This window comes from Pseudomonas sp. MPFS, from assembly GCF_022537035.1.
GTDB lineage: Bacteria > Pseudomonadota > Gammaproteobacteria > Pseudomonadales > Pseudomonadaceae > Aquipseudomonas > Aquipseudomonas sessilinigenes.
In genome coordinates this window covers 2,924,417-2,943,066 of record NZ_CP066123.1, presented here as the reverse complement: position 1 = coordinate 2,943,066, position 18,650 = coordinate 2,924,417, and the positions used below count along the sequence as shown (strand labels likewise).

9 protein-coding genes are annotated in these 18,650 nt (G+C 61.5%); 3 read left to right on the top strand and 6 right to left on the bottom strand.

Annotated features, from left to right (window positions below):
* Nucleotides 1–137: 137 nt before the first annotated feature.
* The 5 genes from I9018_RS13860 to I9018_RS13840 all read right to left on the bottom strand — a co-directional run bounded on the left by I9018_RS13860 (nucleotide 138) and on the right by I9018_RS13840 (nucleotide 10,831).
* A complete protein-coding gene (locus I9018_RS13860; RefSeq protein ID WP_241109799.1) occupies nucleotides 138–1,064 on the bottom strand; it encodes a pentapeptide repeat-containing protein in 927 nt (308 codons plus the stop codon).
* A 715-nt stretch (nucleotides 1,065–1,779) separates the two neighbouring features.
* Entirely contained in the window at nucleotides 1,780–2,685 is a 906-nt protein-coding gene (locus I9018_RS13855; RefSeq protein ID WP_241109798.1) for a pentapeptide repeat-containing protein, read from the bottom strand.
* A 257-nt stretch (nucleotides 2,686–2,942) separates the two neighbouring features.
* Nucleotides 2,943–4,805 carry an asparagine synthase (glutamine-hydrolyzing) gene (asnB, locus tag I9018_RS13850; protein ID WP_277398105.1) on the bottom strand — a complete coding sequence of 621 codons (1,863 nt, stop codon included), beginning with the start codon at nucleotides 4,803–4,805 and terminating at the stop codon, nucleotides 2,943–2,945.
* A 33-nt stretch (nucleotides 4,806–4,838) separates the two neighbouring features.
* Nucleotides 4,839–6,335 carry a condensation domain-containing protein gene (locus tag I9018_RS13845; RefSeq protein ID WP_124346684.1) on the bottom strand — a complete coding sequence of 499 codons (1,497 nt, stop codon included), beginning with the start codon at nucleotides 6,333–6,335 and terminating at the stop codon, nucleotides 4,839–4,841.
* Nucleotides 6,332–10,831, bottom strand: coding sequence for an amino acid adenylation domain-containing protein (locus I9018_RS13840; protein ID WP_241109796.1), 4,500 nt, complete (start codon nucleotides 10,829–10,831; stop codon nucleotides 6,332–6,334). The genes I9018_RS13845 and I9018_RS13840 overlap by 4 nt, the downstream gene beginning before the upstream one ends.
* A gap of 373 nt (nucleotides 10,832–11,204) precedes the next feature.
* Between I9018_RS13840 and I9018_RS13835 the strand changes: the two genes are divergently transcribed.
* From I9018_RS13835 to I9018_RS13825, 3 genes are read left to right on the top strand one after another with little or no spacing between them, the layout of a single operon-like run.
* Nucleotides 11,205–13,388 carry a penicillin acylase family protein gene (locus I9018_RS13835; protein WP_241109795.1) on the top strand — a complete coding sequence of 728 codons (2,184 nt, stop codon included), beginning with the start codon at nucleotides 11,205–11,207 and terminating at the stop codon, nucleotides 13,386–13,388.
* A gap of 8 nt (nucleotides 13,389–13,396) precedes the next feature.
* On the top strand, nucleotides 13,397–15,226 hold the full coding sequence (locus I9018_RS13830) for a non-ribosomal peptide synthetase (protein WP_241109794.1): 1,830 nt from the start codon (nucleotides 13,397–13,399) through the stop codon (nucleotides 15,224–15,226).
* Nucleotides 15,223–17,556 carry a 7-cyano-7-deazaguanine synthase gene (locus I9018_RS13825; protein WP_241109793.1) on the top strand — a complete coding sequence of 778 codons (2,334 nt, stop codon included), beginning with the start codon at nucleotides 15,223–15,225 and terminating at the stop codon, nucleotides 17,554–17,556. The genes I9018_RS13830 and I9018_RS13825 overlap by 4 nt, the downstream gene beginning before the upstream one ends.
* On the opposite strand, the gene I9018_RS13820 is transcribed toward I9018_RS13825, so the two are convergent.
* Complete coding sequence (locus tag I9018_RS13820; RefSeq protein WP_241109792.1) at nucleotides 17,553–18,503, bottom strand: pentapeptide repeat-containing protein; 951 nt, start codon at nucleotides 18,501–18,503, stop codon at nucleotides 17,553–17,555. The two genes, I9018_RS13825 and I9018_RS13820, sit on opposite strands and share 4 nt — an antisense overlap.
* Nucleotides 18,504–18,650: the final 147 nt, after the last annotated feature.

Sequence of the window (18,650 nt, the reverse complement as noted above, 5' to 3'; positions counted from 1 at the left end):
CGGGCCTCGGCAAAGCCCCTTTCAGACGCGGTGCATCACACCCTTGGATCACTGCTTGCTGCTACGGCTCACTCCAGGTGTCGCCCAGCTTCATCCGAAGCCGGGCGACACCCAGGCGTTAAACCGACAAGCGCCTATCAGGCGTTGCCACCGCCACCGCCACCACCCTTACCGGCCACAACAACGTGATTGAAGATGCCCATCACGCTTGCAGCATCACCCTCGATCACCCCCAGGGTCAGATGCCGGGCCAGCGCCTCATCGAGCTGAGCCTCTTTCACCCCCGTACCGGCAAATGTCGCACCGCTCCATTGCACGCCACGCAGATCGGCTCCATCCAGGCAAGCCTCGGTGAGCATGGCATCACGCAGGTCGGCACCACACAGATCAGCACCACGCAAGTTGGCAAAACGCAGGTCGGCCCCTCGCAGGTCCGCCTCACGCAAATCGGCACCGATCAGCACCGCCTGACCCAGGTAGGCCTGGCTCAGATTGGCACTGCGCAGGGTCGCCCCTTCCAGGTTGGTGCGGCACAGATTGGCGTCCACCAGCCAAGCGTGGCTCAGGTCCGAGCCTGCCAGCGAGGCATCGGAAAAATCAGCCCCGCAAAGCTCTGCATGAGTCAGTTCACTGCCTGCGATCGAGGACCGACGGAAGGACGCCTGGCGTGCACTCACACTGGCCATCAGCGTGGCATTGAGCCGGACATCCTCAAGGACTGCACCGCCGAGCAGAGCGCCCGACAGCGTCGCACCTTCGCAGTTGCTGCCACGCAGTACGGCTTTCGACAGGTCGGCCCCGGTGAGGTCGGCCTTGGCGAAAACACTCTGCTCGAAACGCCCTTGCGACAGGTTGGCCTGTGCCAGGTTGCTGCCGCTCAGATCACTGGAACGCAGACGCAGACGGCTAAGATCCGCCGCGCTGAAATCCTGTCCCGATAGATCATGCCCTTCACTCTGGCGAGCCGCCTGCTGACGCAGGCAAGCGGCACGATAAGCAACGGGGGAGCTTGAAGTTTCCGAGGTACTCTTCTCTTGCACTTGTATGACTGATTTCAAAGGCATAGTTGTCTCTCCTCAATGGTTTGAGACTGCGTTGAAACAAAAGTTATATACAGAGCAAGCCTGGTCCAAGTAATTCTGTACAAAATTCACTGCAGGACATGAGGCCAAATACAACGTGCGGGACGTCTCGCCTGCTAGGGTGTAGTCAAGGGTCCCAATTCTGTCAAATGCCTTAAACGTGAATTTTTTGCGACGTTAAAAAAAACCAGCTGAAAACAAAAACATCCTTATTTCAATGGCCTGGCTGGCATCTCAAGCAAAAACACAACCTTTGCCAGCCATGCCATTTGGGAATGAATACGGTAACTCGAAGAAATTCGACTCAAGCAAACGCGCCCTGGCAAAAGTACCAGGGTGTTGATCGGATATTGAAAAATTAGATATCAGGAATATTAATAACCCGTACTTCATGCCAGGCCTATTACAACTACTCCAAACACTTCACAGAGACAGGAAGTGTGTATGAAATTCAACGTTCAAGCGCCGGACAAATCAACTCGATTAACACCGGACAGATCTTACAAGCGCTAATTGAACCAAAAAGTACAGAATACTTTCTTATATCAGTGCCCACCGAAACAGTCGGCAACCTGCACTCAAGGACTGCAGGGTTGAAGCTTGCGTTCGATGAAGAGCATCGCCAGGTGGGTGAACGGCCCACCTGGCGAGCAGGTATCAACGCATCATCGAGCGGCGGCAAGCGCCCTTGGCTGCCCTACACCGACCCTTTACTGGCCATTACCGAGTCGTTGTAGATCCCCATCACACCGGCCGACTGGCTGCCCTGGATGCCCGCCTCCAGGTGAGAAGCCAAAGCGCCATCGAGCTGGGCCTCTTTTACAGAGGCGCCGGCGAATGTCGCACCCGCCCACTGCGCGCCCCGCAGATCGGCGCCCTCAAGGCAGGCCTCGGTGAGCATGGCCTCACGCAGATCCGCATCGCGCAGATCGGCACCACGCAAATTGGCAAAGCGCAGGTCGGCGCCTCGCAAGTCGGCGCCTGACAAATTGATATCGATCATCACCGCCTGGCCCAGGTAGGCCTGGCGCAGATCAGCGCCATGCAGGTCGGAAGACTCAAGATTGGTGCGGCAGAGATTGCCATTGACCAGGGAAACATGACTCAGGTCGGCCTTGCCCAGCGAAGCATCCGAAAGGTCGGCGCCACCCAGGTCGGCGTGCGACCACTGGCTAGCGTCCGCCGAGCAGCGGCGCAGGCAGGCCTGCCGAGCGCTTGCCCGAAGCATACGGGCACCGCTGAGTCGAGCATCTTCAAGGACCGCGCCATCGAGCTTGGCACCCACTAGCGAAGCCCCGGCCAGACTGCAACCACGTAGCACGGCTCGGGAAAGATCGGCGGCATCGAGGTCGGCGTTGACGAACGCGCTCAACTCGAAACGCCCTTCGGACAAATCGGCCGCTGTCAGCTTGCAGCCGGTCAGATCACTGGAACGCAACCGCAGCCGGGAAAGATCCGCAGCGCTGAAATCCTGCCCGCCAAGCTCATGTCCGGCACCGTGCCGGGCAACCCGTTGCCGCAGGCATGCCGCACGGTGAGCGACGGGAGGGTGAAGCACTGCCGAGGTATTCTCTTGCGTTTGAACAATCGACTTCAAAGGCATGGACGTCTCTCCTTGACCGGCTGATTCCAGACCGACCTCAAGCAAAAAAGAAGTTCGGGCTTCGAGCCTCGGGTATCAGGTGACACCAGAAACCCTACAAGAAATATATGGAAATATTCTTGCGTTGTATTTTTTAGACACAGTCCCCGGGCCTGTCAAATTAGAGAACGTAAATTATTGTCATCTGGCTAAAGGCCACTTAGCCAGCGCTGAGCCCTTCACGCCTGCCCTGCTGCGAGATACCCGGCGACAGAAACCTAAAGCCCTTTGATGGAAAATTTCTCCAGCAAAATGGAAAAGCTCAGTGCAAACAGCAAGATGTCGTCGTCAGCATGGGGGTTGGCGCCGGCCGAGCTGTTTTCTTGCCGTCGCAATTCAGCGCTGATGGCCTTGGCATCGAAAAAACCCTCCCGGGCGACACGCTCCGGAGCCAGCATGTCGTGAATCCACTCTCTGTTCTGCGCCAGCAGAAAACTTGAACCCGGAGCCCGGAACCCGAACTTTTCACGCTGGATGATGGCCTTGGGCACCCTGGCGATGGCGGCTTGCTTGAGCAGGTATTTCTCGTCCATGCCATTGAGCTTCAGATGAGGCGGCACGCGGCGCAGGAATTCCACCACCTCGGGGTCCAGGAACGGAAAGCGCCCTTCGATCGAGGACACCATGTTCATGCGATCGCCATGGTCGCCCAGCAGATGGTCGGCGAGCCGCAGCTTCAGATCCAGGTAGGATCGCTGATCGACCGGATGGCGCCCCTGCACCTTGGCGACGTCGATCACCGGCCGCGACAGGCTGTCTTCGGCTAGCAACAGGTGCTCCACATCCGCTGACAGAAAGCGCCGGCGAAACGCCCGGTAATCGCCATAATGCCGCTCATAACGCACGTTGGCGTTGCCCCACAGTTGCTCCCGGGCAAAGGCCTCCTCCTGGCTCAACGCCTCGCTGCCGCGTTGGCGACTGAACGCGTCGAAACGGTATCCCGGATACCCCGCCAGCAGTTCGTCCGCGCCCTCCCCACCCAGCACCACAGGCACCCCATGGGCCCTCGCAGCGGCCGCCATGGCCATGGTGCAGGTGTTGTAGGTCTCCGTCACCGGGCATTCGCTGTGCCAGACCATGTCAGGCAGGACTTTCGCGATGCGTTCCTGTTCGAAAGCGATTTCAATGTGCCGACTGCCCAACTGACGAGCCATCAACAGTTGATAGACCCGTTCATTGATTGCGCGGTTTTCGGGAAAGACCACCGAGAACGTGGTCAGTGGGTAATCAGGAGCCACGGCCTTCACCGAGGCGGCCACAAAAGAGGAGTCCAGCCCCCCACTCAGATACAGCCCCACAGGTACATCTGCACGCAGTCGCCGCGCGACGGCGGCATCGAACACGCCCAAAAACTGCTCGATGACTTCCCGCTCATCAGCGACCTGCAACTGCGCACCCTGCACGGGATAATCCATGTCCCAAAAGACGTCCTGGGTAATCTGCCCGCCCTCGACGAGCAAGCGGTGCCCCGCTGGCAGGCTGCACACGCCCTTGAACATGGTTCGTGGACTCACCAGCCCGGGAAAACACAGCACCTGGTCAAGACCGATGGGGTCGATCGCCCGATAGGCGGCAGGGTGCTGCAAGATCGCCTTGATTTCCGAAGCGAACACCAGGGTGTTGCCGAAGACGGCATAGTGCAGTGGGGTAATGCCCATCTGATCGCGAAACAGCCACAAGCGTCCGCTACGTCGATCCAGGAGCGCCAGGGAGAATTGACCGTTGAGATGGTCGGTCAGGTCCGCACCGTATTCCTCATACAGGTGCAGGATCACTTCCATGTCCCCGTTGCTGCGAAATACATGTCCCCGGGCCCGCAGTTGCTCCCGTAATTCGACATAGTTGTAGATCTCGCCGTTACCCACCAGGGCCAGGCTGCGATCCTCGTTGTACAGCGGCTGCTCACTGCCAGTCGGATCGATGATCGACAGACGCCGCATGCCAATGGCCCACCCTTTCTCCACCAGCATCCCCTGCGCATCGGGTCCACGATGAACCAGGGTCTGCAACATTGCCTCCAGCACCTTGGGATCAGCGCTTCCCTGCCCGGATAAATCCATGAATCCAGCGATTCCACACATCAGGCGATAACCCCCAAAGCGAATGACTGCAACCTAGAACTCAGCGTCCAGATCATCATTGAATGTCGTGACGACCGGCTCGGCTTCCATCGCCAGTTCAGAAACGAGTTGATCGGGATCGGCGATGATCGAGACGAGCAGGCGCTGGTAGTGATCGGCCAGGCGCTTGCAGGTACGTGCGTCGAACAGGTCGCGGCGGTAGCCGAGCCAACCGGTGATCCCCTCGGGCGACTCATAGAACTCGATGAGCATGTCGAACTTGACCGACAGGCTGCCAGCCGCGAATGGCTCGATGACCAGGCCCGGCAGATGGAGGGGCGGCTTTTGGGTGTTCTGCAGGATGAACATCACCTGGAACAGCGGGCTACGGGCGGCATCCCGATCGGGGCGCAGGGTTTCAACCAGTTTCTCGAAGGGCATCTCATCATGGTTGAAAGCCCCCAGAGCCGATTCACGAACGGCATGGGCGACCTCACGAAAGCTCATTTGCGGCTGCACCGCCGATGTGATCAGCAGCGTGTTGGCGAAAAACCCGATCAGGTCCTCGGTCTCCGCACGTACCCTGCCGGCCGTGGGCGAACCCACCGTGATGCTGCTTTGCAATGATTGCCGGTGCATGACCACGCAAAATGCCGCCAGCAACATCATGTACAAGGTCACCGAGCACTCCCTGGCACATGCATTGATGCCATCGGCCAGGGCTCGGTCAAAGAGCATGTACTCGAAGCCGCCCTGCTCGGTGGTGGATGGGCTCGGCAACCGGTCGAACGGCAGTACCAGATCCTCTACCAACTTCAGTCGCGGCTGCCAGTAGGCCATTTGCCGTGCCATGGCCGGACCGTCCAGGCGGTCTATCTGCCACTCGACAAAGTCTCCGAACCCCACCTCCAGTGGCGGCAAGTCGGGTTGCTTGTCCAGCATCCTCGCCGCCACGCAGGCCGAGAAGTCCCGGGCGAAGACCCCCATGGACCAACCATCGCTGACGATGTGGTGCATGTTGATCAGCAGGAAATGGTGATCCGCGGCCAGCCTCACCAAACTCAGGCGGACCACCGGGCCATGGTGCAAGTCGAAGGGCCGGTCGGAGATCTCGAACAGCAGCTCACGGGCCCTGGCCTCCAGGGCATCGCTGTCGGGCTCCGAGAGTTCGATCAGCTCGATCGTGCAATCGTTATTTTCCCTGACGACCTGCACCGGCCCTTGCGCAGTGTTGTGGAAGGTCACCCGCAGGCTCTCGTGCCGGGCGACCACGTCCTTGAATGCCTGTTGAAACACCTCGAGATTCAACGGCCCATGCAAGCGCACGCATTCGGGCATGTTGTACATGGTACTGGCGGGGTTCAACTGATAGATGTACCAGAGACGCCGCTGGGAAAATGACAGGCTGAACCGTTCATTGTTCTTGCGCCGTGGAATTTTCACTCGCTGGGCCTTGAGGCGCTCGCCCACGGCCTCGAGGAAAAGCTGTCTTTGCGCAGGGCTCAGGGCCCGCAATTTGTCTTGCAACAACTCTTGGCGATCCATGCTCATGGCGTCTCCGCGGCAAAGGCCCGGCGCATGGATTCCGCCTCGCCAGGTTCCAACAGGCTGATATCCCCTACCTGGGCCAGGGGGTTGTCGGCGATCTGCAGCAGCGTTCGCTCCAGGCGCGCGGCGAACTCCCCCATCCGGCCCGCCTCGAAGCGCTCGCTGTCGTACACCAGGCGCACGCCATAACCGTGATTGGAGGCAAAGATCTCGACCAGCAGGTCGAACTCGGACACACCGCTGTCGACCGCGACAGGCCGGGCCGGCAGCCCGCCAAAGGTAGTGGCGCCGCCCATCATGTTCTGCATGACGATCAGGATGTTGAACAGCGGATTGCGCCCACGCTCTGCGACCATGTCCAGTTCCCTGACCATCTCGTCCAGAGGCGCGCTGGCATGGATCGAGGCCTCGAGCAATGTTGCTTGCAGTCGGCGCATCAGGCCTTCCAGTGGCTCGCCTTCATCTATCTGCAAGCGAACGGGCAAGGCACGGGCGAACAGGCCCACGACGCGTTCCATTTCCGGCTGGGTGCGCCCCGCGTCCATGACGCCAAGACAGATGTCATCCCCTACCCCGTAACGTTGCAGAACGATGTAGAAACCCGCCAGCAAGGCAACGAAAGGGGTCATTGCCCGGGCCGCCGCCACCCGCTCCAGGTGGCCTCGCAGGCTCGCATCGAGCTCAAGGCGCAAGTGCCCGCCGCGAAACCCCGGGCTCGCCTGGCAATGACGGTCCGCGCTCAGGCGGGTCGGGCGAAGCTGGCGCAATTGCCCGAGCCAGTAGTCCAGGTCGGCGCGCCGCTGAGGCGTACCCGCTTGTTCGATCTCATCGGCGACATAATCCAGGAAATCCAGCCTAGCTTGAGGCTGGGGCACGACCTCGGTGCCGGACTCCAGAGCGCTGTAGAGCGCACTCAAGTCCTCCACCAGGATGCCAAGCGACCACTCATCCACCAGCAAGTGATGAACGACCAGGGCACAAACCGAACTCAAGGCCGACTCGCGCAGCAGGACGAAACGCAGCGGCGGCCCCTGGTCCAGGGCCAGGGGCTCTCGTGCCAGTTGCGCCAGGGCCGGTTCGACCTCGGCCACCGCCCTGGTCTCCAGCTCACGCTGAGGGCCAGGCAGGACCCGCTGCTGCGGTGCCCCGGCAGACTCGCGAAAGAGCGTGCGCAGGGCACCATGCTGCTGTTGCAGGAGATCGACCGCGCGGCTGAGCAACTGCACATCCAGCGGTCCATCTATCTGCAACGCGCACGTCAGCTGGAACGCTCGCCGGGCCTTATCGGCGTGACTGATGAACCAGAGCTGGCGCTGGGACGAGGAAAGCCCGCGCCACACCGTGCGGTCGACCACCGAGGGGGCCGGTCGCAGGCCTCCGGCATGCTCGCTGACAAGCTGCTCGACCCTGGCGGCATAAGCCCTGAGGGTCGGCGCACGGAACAACTCCACCAAGGCAATCGAGGTACCAAACTGCCGATTGAGCAAGGAAGTGACCGCCACGACTTTCAGGGAATGCCCACCCAAAGCGAAAAAGTCATCGTCCTGGGCGACGCCACGCACCCCCAGCACCTTGTTCCAGGTGGCCTCGACCACTTCGCTGAGCGCCGAGCGGTGAGGACGCCCGCTCGACGCCCGCGCACCGTGAACGGGGCTCGGCAGCAGCTTGCGCTCGACCTTGCCGGCCGGCGAAAGCGGCAGGCGGTCCATCACCACGATATGCGCCGGAGCCGTTCCAGGTGGCAGAACACCTGCCGCCACGGCGCGTATAGCCTCCTGTTCAACCGGGCTGGAACACACCACGTAGCCGACCAGGTCATGGCCACCCTCGCCGTCCGGCCAGAGTTTCGCGGCAGCGGCGAGCACCGCCGGGTGCCGGTACAGGGCCGCTTCAATCTCCGCCAGTTCCATGCGGATGCCACGCAGCTTGAACTGGCCGTCGCTGCGTCCCAGGTAACGCAAGTGCCCCTGTGCGGTGACCTGCACCGTATCCCCGGTGTTGTACATCAACTCGCCCGTTCCGGCGGCAAAGGGATCGGCCACAAAAGCCGCCTCGGTAGCCGCCTGGCGCCCGTGATAACCCAGGGCCAACCCTCGTCCGGCGAGAAACAGCCGGCCTCGCCCTCCCAGCGGAACATGCCGTCCGCGGGCATCCAGGACATAAGCGCGCATGTTATTGACCGGCGTTCCCAGGTAGATCTCCGGGTCCTGGGCCCCGATCCGCTGGACCAGGGCCCAGATGGTGGTTTCCGTCGGCCCATAGACATTCCACAGCTGGGCGACACGAGCGAGCAGCAACTGCGCCAAGCCGCGATCCAGTGCCTCGCCTCCGCACCAGGCACGCAGATGCTCGGCCCCTGCCCAGCCAGCCTGGAGCAACAGCCGCCACAGGGCCGGAGTGGCCTGCATCACGGTCGGTTCCGTGCGGGCGATCAGCTGTGCCAGTCGTTGCGGATCTCGCCCCACCTCGCTCGGTGCAAGCAACAACAATGCCCCACTCCACAACGGCCCAAGGACTTCCAGCAGGGAGATATCGAACGACAGGGTCGTCAGGGCGAGAAAGCGGTCCCGGGCAGTCAGCCCCGGTACCTGGGTGAAACTGATCAGCAGGTTTTCCAGGGCCTCGACCGGAACCACGACGCCCTTGGGTTGCCCGGTGGACCCGGAGGTATACATCAGGTAAGCCGCGCGCTCATCGAGCAGTACGCTGCTGACCGCCAGGGCCGGTGCAGCGATCAACCGGCCCCATGCATCGAGTTCCAGGCGCTGCGCCTCACAGTCCGGCAAGCGGTCATCAGCGGGGCCAATGATCAATCCGGCGCCACTGTCCGCCAGCAGGTAATGCTTGCGCTCCAGTGGCAGGCAACGATCGATCGCCAAGAACGGGCATCCGACCTCAAGCAGCGCTAACAACGCAACCACCTGGCTAGCATCGCGTTCCAGGTGCGTGGCCACCAGATGGCCCGGTTTCAGGCCCAGTACCCGCAACTGGTCGGCCAGCGCCCTGCTGTTGCGTACCAATTGATCGGCTTGCAGGCCGGCATCGGTCCCCCAGTGCAGGGCCATCGACGCTCCGCGTGCGGCCAATCGCTCCAGCAACTGCGCACCCAGGCTGCGGGACCCCAGGGCCTGCGGCGGGCCTTCCCAACAAACCGCTGCCCGCGACTCCAGCAGTTCGCCGATCGGGCGCTGCGCATGGATCGCCAGGGCCAGTGCATAGGCCTCCATTCTCTCCAGCAGCGCGGCTACCGTACCCTCCTCCACCTGAGCGGCGTTGTAGGCTATTTCCAGCTTCAGGCACGAGTGGGGAGCCACCATCAGGCTGATGGGATAGCTGGTGCGCCAGAATGCCCGGCGATCCTGCACGCTGATGCCGTGTGCGCCACCTTCCTGCAGCGGCGGCAGGTTCTCGAACACCACAACGCTCTCGAACAGGGCCTCGCCCGCAGACAGGCCGGCTATGTCGTGGATTTCGGTCAAAGGCAACCGCCCGTTATCCCAGGCCAGGGTGGAAGAGGCCTGGACTTGCTGGAGGAACCGGTCGGCGGTGGTGTCCGGATCGCAGGGCAACCGGACAGGCACGGTGTTGACCATCAGCCCGACCGTGTTGTCGACCCCTTGCAGATCGGCCGAACGGTCAGCGACGACCCACCCGAACGTCACATCCTCGCACAGGCTGAAGTCGCGCAATGTCAAGGCCCAGGCCCCCTGGATCAACGTCGCCAGGGTCAGGCGACGCGCTGCGACGGCCTCGCTCAATCGCCGGGTATCCGCCTCTGACAGCAGGCGCTGGAGCCGACGTGGCTGGCGTTCGACGGCTAACGCCTGGGGCTGCAGGAACGGAGGGCTGGAGAGCGGCGCCGGCTCGGCAAAGACCGTCCTCCAGAACTCCCGCGCCTGCTGGGTGTTGCGCTTCTGGACCCAACCTACATAAGCCTTGAACGGTTTGGCGGGCAAGGGTTTGCCAGTGAGATAGGCATCCATGACCCAGCCCAGGAGAATGGTGGCCGACCAGGCATCGAGAATCAGATGATGGTAGGTCCAGACGAAACGCAGTCCACCGTTCCCGAGCAAGAACACCGCCATCCTGTGCAAGGGAGGACGTGAAAGGTTGAAACGGCTGGCCCGATCGCGTTCAAGATAGGCCTCGAACACGCACTCCTGTTCCGCGTGCTCCTGATGGCTGCAGTCGACCACTGTCCATTGCAATGCGACATCGCGCGCCACGATCTGCATGGGCGGAGAGACATTACGCCACGCAAAGGCCGTTTTCAGCACATCGACACCCGCCACAACCCGCTCCCAGGCCTCGCGCCAGCGCTGGGCGTCGACACCCTCCAAGCGACAGGACACCTGCACCAGGTAATCACACTCGGCACCGTCCTGAAGCGAGTGAAACAGCAGGCCCTCCTGCAAGAAGGTCAGCGGATAGATGTCTGCCGCTTGCACTTTCGTCGACGAAGACTGGGGATTAACCGTGGGGTTGAGCTGGTCGGACATTGCTTTCACTGCTCCTTGTGGTCCGGGTGCATCGTCCAAAGAGCTAGGCGGCCGTTGAACGTCTTTCCACACAACCCAGGCAATAACGGTCAGAACACAGTTACCAAGCAGGAAAAGTAGTCCAGTTTTAAAAAAAGAAAATTTTTATCCGTCCGTCCCCCACTGCTGCCGGTGGCAAAGGCGTCACTTGAACCTCGAACCGCAAAGCCTCCCTCCCTCGTTGGCGCGATTGAAAATCATGTACTAGCATCGTTCAACTCCCGCAGCCAGGCCCCGGGCCTGGCTTGAAGCGCCCCTGTCATGCGCTCAGGTCGCGATGGGCCGGCGGGTCATGGATGGATCTGGCAATGAGTGTCACAGGGAGGTGCGATTGATGGGTCCATTCAACAGCCTGCTCGCCGCAGTTTGCCTGCTCCTGTTATTTTCCCCCTTCGCACATGCCAGCCCTGCCCAAGACCCGATCCCGATCACCTGGGACATCTGGGGCGTTCCCCATATAGAAGCCCGCACCGAGGAGCAACTGGCCTATGCCGTGGGCTGGGCGCAAATGCGCGCCAACGCCAATACAGTGCTCAGCCTCATGGCCCGCGCACGTGGGCGCCTGGCCGAAACCCCCGGAACACTGGGCGTCGAAAAGGCCCTGGCGCAAGACATCTGGGTACGGCAGATGGGGGTCGCACAAACCGCCAGCCTTTGGCTGACACAACAGCGGGACACAGAACGCGCGGTCCTGGAGTCTTTTGCCAGGGGCATCAACGACTTTGCAGCCAGTCATCCCGAGCAAATCGACGCACCGTTACGCAGCGTGCTGCCGATCCGGGCCGTTGACGTCCTGGCACGCCTGGCCCATGTGCTGTTATACGAATTTGCCACCTCCCCGGGCATGATCGCTGCCGATACCCAGGCATGGGCCAGTGGTGCTGTACCGGCCGTGGCCGAGGTGCAGAACCGCGGTTCCAACGCCATAGCCATTGCGCCAGGCAAATCCGCCGGGAAGGCCCTGTTGTTGAGCAACCCGCACCTGCCCTGGTCCGAACTGGTGCGCTGGTTCGAATACGAATCCATCACCCCTGACAATCGTTTCTACGGGGTGAGTTTTCTTGGCCTGCCCATGCATGTGATAGGTTTCAGCCAGGCGCTGGGCTGGACCCACACCGTCAACCCCATGCACAGCTACTACCTCTATGAACTCGCGCTGCAAGGCGATGGCTACCTGCTCGATGGCAAGCGCACCGCCTTCTCGACCCGCGTCGAAACCGTGCGCGTACGCCTGCCCTCCGGGCAGTTCGAAGAAAAACGCATAGAGGTCCGCGACAGCCTTTTCGGCCCGGTGATCGCCCGGGACAAGCAACGCGCGCTGGCACTCTGGGTAACCGGGAAGGACGCTGCACATACCGTGTCCCAGTACCGAGAGATGGCACGCGCGCAGAACCTCGACGAGTTCAACCAATCGCTGGCGCAGCAGCAGATTGCGGTCTTTTCCATCATCTACGCCGATCGCAATGGGCAGATCGCCTATTACTTCGGTGGCCGCAACCCTTCTGCCCAGTACCCGATCCCCAGGGCATCGCTCTTGCTGGATGGGCGAAAAAGCAACCAGCTGTGGACCACAGTCCTGCCCCTGGACAAGCTGCCGCAGATCACCACCCCCCAAAGCGGATGGCTGCAGAACGCCAACGACCCACCCTGGACGGCCACCCTGCCCAATACCCTGGTTCCAAGCCATTACCCGAAGGGGTTGGTCAACAGCCAGTTCGTCAACCTGCGGGCACAACGCATCATCGAGTACCTCAAGCCTGCACGATCGACTGACTTCAACGCCTTGGTGAACCTCAAGCTCGATACCGGCTCCGAGCTGGCCACACGCACCCTCGATGACCTGATTGCGGCAGGACGGCGTTCCACGGACTCCGAGAGCCAGGTAGGCGCGCAGATCCTCGCTCGCTGGGACCGCGCGATGAATGCCGGCAGCCGTGGCGCGCCGCTGTTTCAGCAATGGGTGAAAATGATGCCGGGCGATGACAGCATATTTACCGTGCCCTTCAATCCTCAGGACCCTCTGGCCGGCCCTCGCGGCCTGGCCGAACCGGCAAAAGCCGCAGCGACACTCGCCGATGCCGTCCGCCATCTGCGCAAGACCGGGGCCTCCCCGGACATTGCCTGGGGCGAACTCTACAAGTTACCTGGCGCTCGACTGCGACCCGGCAACGGCGGACCCGATCCGCTGGGACTGATCCGGGCCACCTATTTCGACGACTCCCCTTCCCCCCTCGAACACATTGCCAACGGTGGCGATGGTTTCACCGCCATCGTGCAATTCGATACCCCGCCCCATGCCCGAGGGCTGCTGGCTTATGGCAACTTCACCGAGCCCTCGCCGCAAGGAGTGCGCAACCAGATGCAACTCTATGCCGACAAGCATCTGCGAACGCTATTGCAGCTGCCACTGTCACGCGACGACATCACGCTCAGCGAAAGACTCCCGTACTCGCCAGCCCGCCTAGTGCGTGGCGCGGACCTCACGAATCCCCCTGTGCCGACCACGACTGAGAGGTAACCTCGCTCATGACGATCAACGCTGCGAAAATCTTTTCCGCACTTGCCAAACAGCATCCTGAGCGCGTTGCCCTGTCGAGCGTGACAAGCGACCTGAGCTATGGCGCCCTGGATCAATGGTCCGATAGCCTGGCAGTGGAGTTGCGAGACCGCCTGGGCCCGGCGAGCGGTACCGTGGTCATCCTGTCCTCGGAGCCCGCGCAGGTGATCGCGGCACTCATAGCGACGATGAAAGAGACCCTGGTCTTCGTCCCCCTGGACCCACAGACACAACCGGCCCGGCTCTACACGGCCATCGACAACGCAGATCCCCTCGCCATTATGTGCGACGCCGCTGGCGCGGCCCTTATCCAGCAGTTGGGTATCCACGAGTCCGTCGCGCTCATCGACATCGGGGTTCCTCGTAGCGCCGATACCCCGCGCCAGGACACGCTCGAGGAGGACCCCGAAAGCCCCTGCTACATCTACTTCACCTCCGGCTCCACCGGAGAACCCAAAGGCATCCTGGGGCGCTTGAAAAGCATCGCGCACTTTGCCAGATGGGAAGCCCGGGCATTCGACCTGGATGCATCCGTGCGCTGCACCCAGTTCACCACGCCCGCGTTCGATGCCTTCTTGCGTGACATCTTCACGCCGTTGAACATCGGCGGAACGGTCTGCCTGCCACCGGACCGCAACCTGATGGCCGACGCAGAGCGACTGATCAACTGGCTGGACAGCGCCGCAGTGACGCTGATGCATACCACTCCTGCGATCTTGCGCATCCTGCTCAATGCCTTGCAGAACCGTGCGTGGCGCCCTGAGACACTGAAGCGGATCTGTGTCGCAGGCGACGTATTGCTGCCTATCGATGTCAAGCGGTTCTTCGACGCCTTCGGTACTGAAGTCGAGCTGATCAATTTCTATGGCCCATCCGAAACCACGATGATCAAGCTGTTTCATCGTGTTGAACGCAAAGACGCAGAGCGGGCCAGTGTTCCGGTGGGCAAGCCGATCGACGGTTGCCGGGTGCTGGTCCTCGACAGCCGGCAAAAACCCTGTGGGGTCGGCATGATCGGCGAGATCTACATTCGCACGCCGTTCAAGAGCCTGGGTTACTACCAGCGACCCGACCTGACATCGGAAGTCTTCGTCAGCAACCCGGTGAGCGGCGATGCCGACGACCTGGTCTATCGCACCGGGGACCTGGGACGGATGCTCGACGATGGCGAACTCGAATTCATTGGCCGTCGCGACCGGCAGATCAAGATCAATGGGGTTCGCGTCGAACTGGGAGAAATCGAGAACGCCTTCCGCCAGCACTCCAGCGTCAGGGACGTTGCCATCGTCGAGCGCAAGCTGAACGAGGGCGGCAACGAACTCATCGCCTACCTGGTCACCAGCCCGGAGGTGCCCGAAGCCGAGCTGCGCCGCTTCCTGAGCGAGCGCTTGCCGATCGCGATGATCGCCAGGCACTTCAGTTTTCTTCCGGTACTGCCGCGCACCGTGACCGGCAAGATCAACTACAGCGCCTTGCCCGAGATCACTGCACAGGTCATGGACAGCGCCCAGTACGTAGCGCCACAGACCCCGGTTGAAGTCACGCTGGCGTCGATCTGGCGCGAGCTGATGCAGATCGATACGCCAAGCGCCACCGCCAACTTCTTTTCCGTGGGTGGGCACTCGCTTCTCGCCATGCAAGTGCTGTCGCGGGTAGAGGCCGCCTTCGCCATCAACATTGCACTGCGCGACTTCCTCGACGACCCGACCATCAAGGGCCTGGCCGCCAGGATCGAAGCCGACATCCTCACGGCGACGGCCGACGATGACGAACTGCTGCAACTGTTGGAGCAACTATGAAAGGTCCAGCCCAAGATCCGGCGCAACAGGCGCTCAGCCAGGCCGAGCTGAATACTCTGGAACAGCTTGTCCTGTCCTGCGGATTGGTGAGCGACGTGGCGATGGCCCACTCGCCGCGCGCCGTGACCGCCAGTCGTTGCAGCCGTTGCGCCATCTCGACGCAAGTCACGGGAATCCGCCTGGACCATGAGGGTGTCTGTAGCGAGTGCCGTCGTTACGACCGCTATAAAGAGCGCCTGGACCTGTACTTCAGCGACCGTGCCACGCTACAGGGGATCGTCGACGCCAATCGCCCGCACAAGCGTTCCGATATCGACTGCATGCTGCTGTTCAGTGGCGGCAAGGACTCGACCTATGTTCTCCACCAGCTGGTGGACATGCAGCTCAAGGTGATGACCTACACCTTCGACAACGGCTTCATCTCGCGCCAGGCGTTCGACAACATCGCCCGCATTACCAGCGACCTGAACATCGAGCATGTCACCGGCACTCATGCGCAGATGCGCGAAGTGTTCCGCGAAAGCCTGCAACGCCATAGCACCGTCTGCAAAGGCTGCTTCAAGGCGCTTCTGGATCACAGCCTGGTGCTGGCCGACCAGCGTGGCATCAACCTCATCTTCACCGGGATGTCCCGTGGCCAGATCGTCGAGGAGCGCCTCAGGTTCTTCCATGACCGGAATATCTTCGACCCGCAAGTCATCGACGCCAAGCTCGCCGAGGGTCGCAAGATCTACCACCAGGTCGAACGCTATGCCGGTCTCGACGGCAGGGCCTTCTATGACGACTCGATTTTCCAACGAACCCAGCTGATCGACTTCTATCGCTACAGCGATGCGCAAAAAAAGGACATCTACGATTACCTGAGGAACAGCCAGGCTGGATGGCAAGAGCCGACGGATACCGGGTTCTGCTCATCCAACTGCTTGATAAATGATGTCGGGGTTGCCGTCCACGGGCTGGAAAAAGGCTTCTCGAACTACGAGATACCCACGGCCTGGGAAGTACGCCTTGGCCACCTGGACCGAGAGAGCGCGATAGCCGAGCTGGCCGGCGTCTCCGATGATGAACGGGTCACGAAGATCCTGAAGTCCATCGACTACCTGCCGACCCCGGCGCAGGACGCCCCCGCCGAGGTCGAGGTGTTCGCCGTACTGAACAAGGGCGCCAGCATGGCGGACCTGGATCGCGCCGTCAGGGCCCGGTGGCCACGCCAGGATGTGCAACCCAAGCTGATCAGGGTTGCCCTCATCCAGCGTGACGACCAAGGCAGGCCCATTGCCGAGGCGCTGGCGCCACAGATGCTCCCCATCGAGATACTCCCGAGCAAGCGTCAATGCGCACTCTCCCCAGCCCAACGGCAGTTGCTGCAACCCGCGGGCGACCCGCGTGAAGGCTGGCTGACACGAGTGATCTGCAGCCGCGAACCCCTGGATCAGAACCTGTTTCGCAGGGCACTGTTCCAAGTGTTGACACTGCATCCCTCGCTGCGCCTGCAGTTAAGTCGAACCGACACCGGCATCGAGGGCCATGTCGCGCCCATCCCCAGCAACCTGCCGTTGATCTGGGCCGACCTGTCGAGCAAATCCCGGGAACAACGCCAAGCGCTGCAGGCCCGGTTGCCAGAGGCCTTGCTGTCGAAGGTAGGCGACGGGCTCGATCAGCCATTGCTGCTGTTCGCCGTAGCCTCCCCCAACGCCCAGGGACACAGCACGATCGCCATCGCCATGCAGCGCCTGGTCATGGATGAAGCCTCCTGGTCGATCCTGCTCCATCACCTGGAATGGTTCTATCGCCTGATCGCCACCGATACCCAGCCCAGGTTGCCAATGCCACGCTCCACCGATTTGCCCGAACCCGAGTTGCCCCCATGGGCAGGTCTCGGGGCAGGATCCGCTGCGCGGCCCACCCGGCAACTACTGCACGTCGACGAGAGCGATGGCCTGGCCCTGGCCCAGGCGATAGCCAAGGCCCTGGCCCCCAGTCCCGTCAGCCTCTTGCGCTCACTGCGCCAGGGCGACGATCAACGCATCGGCCACGTGACTGGCCAGGAGCAGTGTTGGCGAGGCGACGACCCGCAAGTGGTCATCGTGCTCGAGGAGCAAGTGCTCGGCACCGACACATTGTTCCAGGAGCAACGCCAGATGTCCGGCCTGGCCATCGCGGGCGACAGGAGCTGGTTGTCGATCCGCCGCACGAGCAGTGGCTTGCACCTGTGCTGGAGCATGGACGATAGCCATCCGCAGGATGTCTTGCTCAATGATGTCATCCAGGCTCTATGCTCCCCGGAACCTGAGTCCCGGGGAGACGTTGAACAGGCTATGAGGGGCTAGATGAGCCTCAGGGCGAGGGTTTTCGAGCTGCCGGCCTGCAGTTGGTCCACGGCATCGAGGCCCGACGCGAGCTTGAATGAGTCATCGAGCTTGGCACCGGAGAAATTGGCTCCGGCCACCTGGGTTTTTTCAAGGCTGGCACCCAGCAGGTCTGCACCTTGCAGGTTGGCGCCAATCAGTTGCGCGCCATCGAGCTTGGCACCGGCAAGGTTGCAGCCCTGCAGGTTGGCGTTGCTCAGGTTGACCCCGGACAGGTCGGCACCCGACAAATCAGCGTGGCCAAGGAAGGCGTTGCTCAGGTCGGCGCCGGCCAGGACCACTTCGGTGAACCGGGTCTTCTCAAAGTTCGCACCCACCGCCTTGATGCTGGACAGGTTGACGCCATGGAATAGCGAGTTGGTGAAAATGCCGTCCGAGAAATCGGCTCCCGAGAAATCCGTCGAGTCGAATCGCGATTCACGAGCCACGGCCCCTACCAGGGTCGAGGAACGGAAAGAACCACCGGCGACCTTCGAAGTGAACAGGCTGGCCTTGCTCAGATTCAGCCTGTCGCCCTTGCACCTTGACAACAGGGTGTTGGTGATGGTCGCGCCACTCAGGTCGGCATCAGACAGGTCGCTTTCGTTCAGTCCGGTGTCGACAAAACTTGAGCTGGTGAACACCCCTTTCGCCAGGTTCGCCTTCGTCAGGTTGGCCGAGTCAAAGAAGCAGCCGTCCCAGCGAGCAGCACTCAGGGAGGCGCCGGACAAGTCACTCTTTTTCAAGTTGGAATACGACACTCGGGTGCCGGACAGATCAAGACCCGCTAGTTTGACACCTCCAAGTTCGAATCGGAGTTGCCCAGAGCTGCTCTTACTGCGCAGTTCGCCTGCAATATCAGCGACTGCTCCCAGATTAGAAACCAACGACTGCTGCAAGTTTTTCGGATCAGGAAAGTTGTTGTTCATGGTTATCCCTACCTATGAGTGTCAAGTTTTTTCCAACTAATACTTTTTACGCCCAAGGAGTAATAGCATATGACCTCTTACCCGCCACTCGCGCGCACACCGCTCGTCTACTTACGGCAGATGCTGAGTGAAAGCGGGGCATTGCGC